This is a genomic window from Kribbella sp., assembly GCF_035687465.1.
In the GTDB taxonomy this organism is placed as follows: domain Bacteria; phylum Actinomycetota; class Actinomycetes; order Propionibacteriales; family Kribbellaceae; genus Kribbella.
The window spans coordinates 1-6061 of record NZ_DASRXP010000575.1 but is presented as its reverse complement, the minus strand read 5'-3'; the positions used below and the strand labels follow the sequence as shown (position 1 = coordinate 6061).

7 protein-coding genes are annotated in these 6061 nt (G+C 67.9%); 4 read left to right on the top strand and 3 right to left on the bottom strand.

All coding sequences use genetic code 11. The features are described from left to right. The coding region (locus VFG33_RS30485; RefSeq protein WP_325056442.1) for a class I SAM-dependent methyltransferase at positions 1-380 on the bottom strand (380 nt) is incomplete at its 3' end. Positions 381-488: 108 nt separating this feature from the next. On the opposite strand from VFG33_RS30485, the gene VFG33_RS30480 reads away from it, so the two are divergent. Beyond that, on the top strand, positions 489-1619 hold the full coding sequence (locus VFG33_RS30480) for a glycosyltransferase family 4 protein (protein WP_325056441.1): 1131 nt from the start codon (positions 489-491) through the stop codon (positions 1617-1619). 12 nt (positions 1620-1631) lie between these two features. On the opposite strand, the gene VFG33_RS30475 is transcribed toward VFG33_RS30480, so the two are convergent. Continuing rightward, entirely contained in the window at positions 1632-1796 is a 165-nt protein-coding gene (locus VFG33_RS30475) for a DUF2613 family protein (protein WP_325056440.1), read from the bottom strand. A 72-nt stretch (positions 1797-1868) separates the two neighbouring features. After that, a complete protein-coding gene (locus tag VFG33_RS30470) occupies positions 1869-3587 on the bottom strand; it encodes an MmpA family trehalose lipid delivery protein (RefSeq protein ID WP_325056439.1) in 1719 nt (572 codons plus the stop codon). Positions 3588-3716: 129 nt separating this feature from the next. On the opposite strand from VFG33_RS30470, the gene VFG33_RS30465 reads away from it, so the two are divergent. From VFG33_RS30465 to VFG33_RS30455, 3 genes are all read left to right on the top strand, one after another. Further along, positions 3717-4994, top strand: coding sequence for a lipopolysaccharide biosynthesis protein (locus VFG33_RS30465; RefSeq protein ID WP_325056438.1), 1278 nt, complete (start codon positions 3717-3719; stop codon positions 4992-4994). A 54-nt stretch (positions 4995-5048) separates the two neighbouring features. After that, the gene (locus tag VFG33_RS30460; RefSeq protein WP_325056437.1) at positions 5049-5849 is read left to right on the top strand and encodes a glycosyltransferase family protein; all 801 of its coding nucleotides are present in this window, start codon (positions 5049-5051) and stop codon (positions 5847-5849) included. 27 nt (positions 5850-5876) lie between these two features. Continuing rightward, positions 5877-6061, top strand: a 185-nt coding sequence (locus tag VFG33_RS30455; RefSeq protein ID WP_325056436.1) for an NUDIX domain-containing protein, incomplete at its 3' end; no start/stop codon positions are given.

Here is a 6061-nt window from a genome sequence, read left to right as displayed (position 1 = left end):
TCCAGGACATTCGAGGAGAAGCAGATGTCAACCTGCTCGTCCCCGATCGGCAGGGCCATCCCACTGCCGAGGACCGTGCCCTCGACCGGTTCACCCCGGCCGCTGAGCTCGCCGAGATCGGCGTCGATCGCGTAGTAGGTGGCACCCGCCGCCCGGAACGCGTCGGCGAAGTACCCGGGGCCGCCACCGACGTCGAGCATCCTCGCGCCCCGCAGTTCGACGTACGACGAAAGCTGACCGACCGAGTCCGCGGCCAGCGTCCCGTAGAAGCGGTCCGGGTCCGTCTGCTCGACCCCGAAAGCGCGGAACAACCGCACCGCGCGGCCCACATCGGCGGACCATCTCGCGGCTTGTCGAGGGCTCGAAATCGCTTCGGACACAGGCGGGACGATAACCGATATCGCGACCTCTGGCGGACATCGTTACTCCCTGGTAACCTCGCGCCCCATTACCCGGGGGTAGGGCCGATAGAGGGTGGGTCGTTGCGGGTGCGTGGACAGAGCGTGCTTTTGCTGAATTGGCGGGACACGACGAATCCGGAAGGTGGGGGGTCAGAGCGCTTCGTGGAGGAGGTTGCAAGAGGCCTTGCAGTGCTGGGGTGGTCGGTCACAGTGCTGTGTGCGGCCTATCCAGGTAGTCCGCGGGAGGCACGCCGGGACGAGGTCCGGTACCTCTATCGCGGCAGCAAAGTCACCGTCTATCTCCGGGGGCTCTGGCACACCTTGCTGCATCGCCCGGACCGGGTTGTCGACGTGCAGAACGGTCTCCCATTCTTTACCCGCCTCGTACGTCGCACTGGAGTCGTCGTGCTCGTGCATCACGTTCATCAGGAGCAGTGGCAGGTGGTTTACCCAGGCTGGCAAGGGCGGTTCGGCTGGTGGCTCGAGTCCCGGGTCGCGCCGCGGCTGTATCGCGACTGCCGCTACGTCACGGTCTCCTCAGCCTCTCGGGACGAATTACTCCAGCTAGGGGTGGACGCCGCTCGCGTCGACGTCGTACACAACGGCACTGATCCGGCGCCGGCCCGGCAGCTGCCGCAAGCTGCAGCGCCGACCGTGGTTTGCGTCGGGCGGATCGTGCCGCACAAGCAGATCGAGCACGCTGTAGATGCGATCGCCGAAGTCCGTGCCGAGCTGCCTGATGCGCGACTGGTTGTAGTCGGCTCTGGTTGGTGGGAAGAGTCCCTGCGGGCTTATGTCGCGGAGCGCGGGCTGCAAGAGGCTGTGGAGTTCCGCGGGCACGTGAGCGAGGCCGACAAGCATGCTGCGTACGACGAAGCGTGGGTGCTCGCTCTCCCCAGTCTCAAGGAGGGCTGGGGGTTGGTCGTAGGCGAGGCGGCCGGGCACGGCGTACCGACTGTCGCCTACCGGAGTGCGGGAGGGCCGACCGAGTCCGTGCATGACGGACTGTCTGGGGTGCTCGTGGACAGCCCGTGCGAATTCCTGGCAGCGCTGGCCGAGCTGTTGCGGGAGGAGGCGCTGCGGAGGCGACTGTCGGCGGGAGCCCTGGCGACGGCCGGCAACTTCACCTGGCCGGCCACTGTGCGCTCGTTCGATCGGATCCTGACAGGCAACTTCACACAGGACGGCCGGTCAGCATCTCTACTGACCGGCCGCTGAGGAAGCTGAGTGCTACTTGACGCCGTAATCGACGAGCGGGACGTCGGCCTGGCCCTGGGGGTGTCCGGCCGGCGGTGCTGGGTTGTCCTTCACCTCGTTCACGACCCCGAAGACGGCGGTAGTGGCAAGGGCCATCCCGGCGAGTACGGCGATGGCCGCACCGATCAAAGTTCCCATGAAAACGTGTCCCCTCCTCGACAAGTAAACCGGATGGTAACAACCGGCCAGTAACTTCGCTAGAGGTTGCGGCTACAGCCTGGAACGGACCCGACTCGCCCCGGCACCCGCGCTGGCTATGGCGATCAGGACGACGGTCCCGGCGACAGTCCAGGCCGCGAAGACGAGGGCAAGCGCCCACGGCCGGTCGCCTCGTGGCGTTGGCGTTCCGTCGATCCGGTAGACCGCTACTGACGGCCCGCTGAACTCCTCGATCAGCTGGGGGATCAGCTGCCGTGGTTGCGGTCCGCCGGCCTCTCGATCCATCACCACCCAGCGCACCCCCTGCTGCAGCAGCACCGAGGTCGGGTCAGCGCCGGTACGAACCGCAGTCCGCAGGGCATCCGCGACTGCGGCCGCTCGCGGGTCCTCCCCCGCCAGCCGATTGCCGCCCACGATCAGCTCATCCGGAACCACCGCGGGCCGGGTGAAGTAGCGCGGCATCGGGTCGAGCACTGGCCGCCGCCCGTTCCAGGCTGGCGCGCGATAGGACTCGAAGGGCCAGGGGATGAAGTCCCCGGAGCTCGGGTCAGCCGCCAGCACTTGCCTAGCCTGCTTCCAGTCGTCCGGATAGTCCGACACCTTCAGACCACCCCCGGCGACGAATGCCGGTAGAGCGGCGATCGGCGTAAGTACAGCTGTCGCACCGACGACCCACTTCAGCGGTGCGACGCGCAGTACGGCGGCTGCTGCGGCTCCGAAGCCGACGGCCTCGAGGAGCGCGAGCGGGCCGAGGTAACGCTGACCGTCGCGGAACAGCCCTGCACCGGGGATCTCCGCAACCACCCAGGCGAAGGCATCCGGCGCGACGACACCGGCCAGTGCTACTACGACAGCTATCCCGGCGACGACAACCAGGGCCAGCGCGACCTGGTCCCGACGGCACCAGATCACTACGCCGACACAGGACGCGAGCAGCATTACAAAGGCGAGCACCAAGGGAACGAGGTCGCTCCGGGTGGTTGGAACCACGTTCGCGTTCCAGACGCCGCCGAGGGTGAGCAAGGTCGGTACTACGCCGCCGTAGCCCTCGTCGCGCGCTGCAAAGGCGGTCACCGAGGCTGGGTCGGTAGTAGCAGCATTCGTGCGAGCTAGGCCCGCTACTAGCCAGGGCAAGTTCAGTAGCAGTACTCCACCGAGCAACGACCATCTCTTGTTGTCTCTTGGCCTGGAATCACCTGGCCACAGCACGATCGCGGCCGCAATCAGCAGACCTGTGATGCCGCCGGAAGCTGTCAGTGCGCACGCCGCCGAGGCGATGAGGACGCCGGCCCATCCGCGGCTCTCGCCTCGTCGGAACCTCAGCGCGGAACGGACCAGCCACGGCAGGGCGGCGTACCCGAGGAGGAGGGCCCATGCGCCGAGCCGCCAGCGTTCGACGACGTACGGGTTCCACATGAAGAGGGTGACGGCGGCGCAGCCTGCCAGGGGGCCGCCGAGGCGCAGTTCGCGCCACAGCGCGGTCATGCCGAGGCCGGCCAGTAACGGCACGGCGAGCAGCACCGATTTGTTCAGGACCTGCCCGCCGACGACCTCATCGAGGAGCGCGACGATCACGTCCGAGGGAACTGCGCGGGGTAAGGCAGTTGTGACACCGAACAGATCACGCCGTAGCGTGAGGTCCGGCACGAAGACCAGGTCGTAGCCGACCACGAACCCCGGAGCGAGCAGCGGAGCGGTGATCAGCACAGTGAGCAGGACCGGCCAGGACCACGGCAGCAGCCGTCCCAGCCGGGTGTTACCCCCCTCCACGACCGCCTCCTCGCAGTACTGTTGCCGTTGCTGTTGCTCTTGCCTTCCCCACCCCACCGCCCCGGTCAGCCTTCCCCGCCCCAGCGCAACCTACCGAACGAACCGGCCCACCAGCAGAACAGAAGCCGCATGACCTCAGACACGACGCCCGAGCAGCAGCCCGCCGCCGCCCCCAGGCTGGCTTTCCTCCGCAGTGCCACCGTGGTGGCGGTCGGCATGGCCATCATGAACGTTGCGGCCTACGGTTTCACCTTGATTGCGGTGCACCGGCTGGTGCCGGAGCAGTTCGGCGCGGTGACCGCACTGCTGGGACTGTTGCTGATCGGGAACGTGGCGTCCCTGGGCCTGCAGGCCTCCGGCGCGCGGCGGATCGCCACCCACGTCGGGCCGGGTGAGGCCGCTCTGGCGGACAGCATGCTGAAGGCAGGGCGCCGGGCCGCGCTCGCCCTGACGGCCGTCTTCCTGGTCGCGGCGCCGCTGTTCATGTGGCTGCTGCACATCGATTCCCTGGTGGCGGCCCTGCTGGTCGCACCGACGCTCGGCTTCCTCACCGTGATGGGATCCCAGCTCGGCGTGCTCCAGGGCGGCAAGAACTGGACCGAGCTCGCGGCGGTCTACACCTCCACCGGTATCGGCCGCCTGGTCTTCGGTGGTGGCGCGCTGTTCGTCCATCCGAGCCTGACGTCGGCGATGGTCGGCCTCGCGATCGGCGCCGCAGTACCGGCTCTGCTGGGTGGGTTCCTGCTGCGCGGCTCGTCCGGTGGTACGCCGGCGCAGGTCAAGGAGGTACTGCGGGAGACGGTGCACGGCACCCACACCCTGCTCGCCTTCTTCGTCATCGCCAACGCGGACGTACTGCTGGCCCGCGGCCTGCTCGACGCCCAGCACAGCGGCTACTACGCGGCCGGCGTGATCGTGGCGAAGGCCTGCCTGTTCCTGCCGCAGTTCGTGATCGTCGTGGTCTTCCCGTCCCTCGCGACCGCGCCGGGCGACACCCAACGCCTGCGCCGGGCGATCCAGGCGGTCGCCGCGCTCGGCGTCTGCACAGTCCTCGGCGCACTGGCGCTCCCCGACATCGTGGTGAAGGTCGTCGGCGGTAGCGACTACGCCCCCGTCGGCCCGATCGCCTGGCTCTTCGCCTTGGCCGGCTCCTCGTACGCCGTCCTCCAGCTGGTCGTGTACGCCGCGATCGCCCAGCAGGAGAAACGAGCCGCCCTGCTGATCTGGGTCGGCCTGGCCAGCCTCGCGATCGCCACCCTGATCATCCTCGGCACGGACATCGCCACCGGCATGACCGGCGTCAAGGTCCTCGTCGCGATGACAGCCACCTGCGCCCTCGCCCTCTCAGCAGCCCTCGCCTCCGGCCTCCACCGCCAGACGCCGACTGTAAATCCAGTCGACAGCTGACGCCACACCCTGAACACTCACCCAGATAAGGCTGATCTGGGGAGGTCGGACTCGATGCGCATCTGCGTGCTGACCGTGAACCATGGCACCAGCGCGTACGCCGAACTGCTGCTGGAGTCGCTGCTCCATCACCATCCTGGCCGCGACAACCTGACTGTCGTTGTCCTCGACAACCAATCCGACGAGCTGGACCGGCTGGACCGCTTCCGGGCCGCCGGCGTCGAGATCCGGCAGTCCGGCTACAGCACCACGGCCGGACTCACCACGCACGGCGAGATCCTCCGCGACGCGATTCTGGCAGCTGGGGAAGGCGACGAGTTCGACGCGTACCTGCTGGTGGACTGTGACGTCTGCTTCGTCGCCGACGGCACCATCGACGAGCTCGCCCGGGAGCTCGAGGCAGACCGAGGTGCGTTCGCCGTCCAAGCGAGATGGCTGACCCCGGACGGCAGCGACTTCACCGGTGGCGCCGACGCCGATCGCCCGGTGTCGCTGGTCAGGGAGTCGCTGCGCAGCCTGCCGGACGGTGAGTGGTCAGCTCCTTTCGAGTTCGCAGTGGAGCTCCAACTGGACGACCGCGTGCATCCGTTCTGTGCTCTGATCCGCAACACTCCGGCGTTCCGCGCGACCGTGGAGAACCTCGGGTTGTCGCCGGCGATGGTTCAGTGCGAGCGGGGTGGAAAGTGGTGGGACACCCTCGGGTTGCTCACCCAGGTGATGAAGACCCATGGCCTGACGTTCCGCAGCTCCGGCCAGGGCGTGATCCATTTCGGCAACGTCAGCTGGGATCCCCAGTGGGCCGCCGAGAAGGCCGCCGCCCGGGACGCGCTGCTGGCGAAGTACACGACCGTCTGACACCGGAGGTCGCATAGGGTCGTGGATATGGGGACTCCGAAGTTCATTCTCGAGTTGCGCGAGAAGATCGGCCACGATCTGTTGTGGTTGCCCGGTATCACGGGCGTGGTGCTGGACGGGGAAGAACGGATCCTGCTGGTACGGCGCGCCGACGACGGCAGGTGGAGTCTGCCGGCCGGGATCCTCGAGCCGGGTGAGGAGCCCGCGGTCGC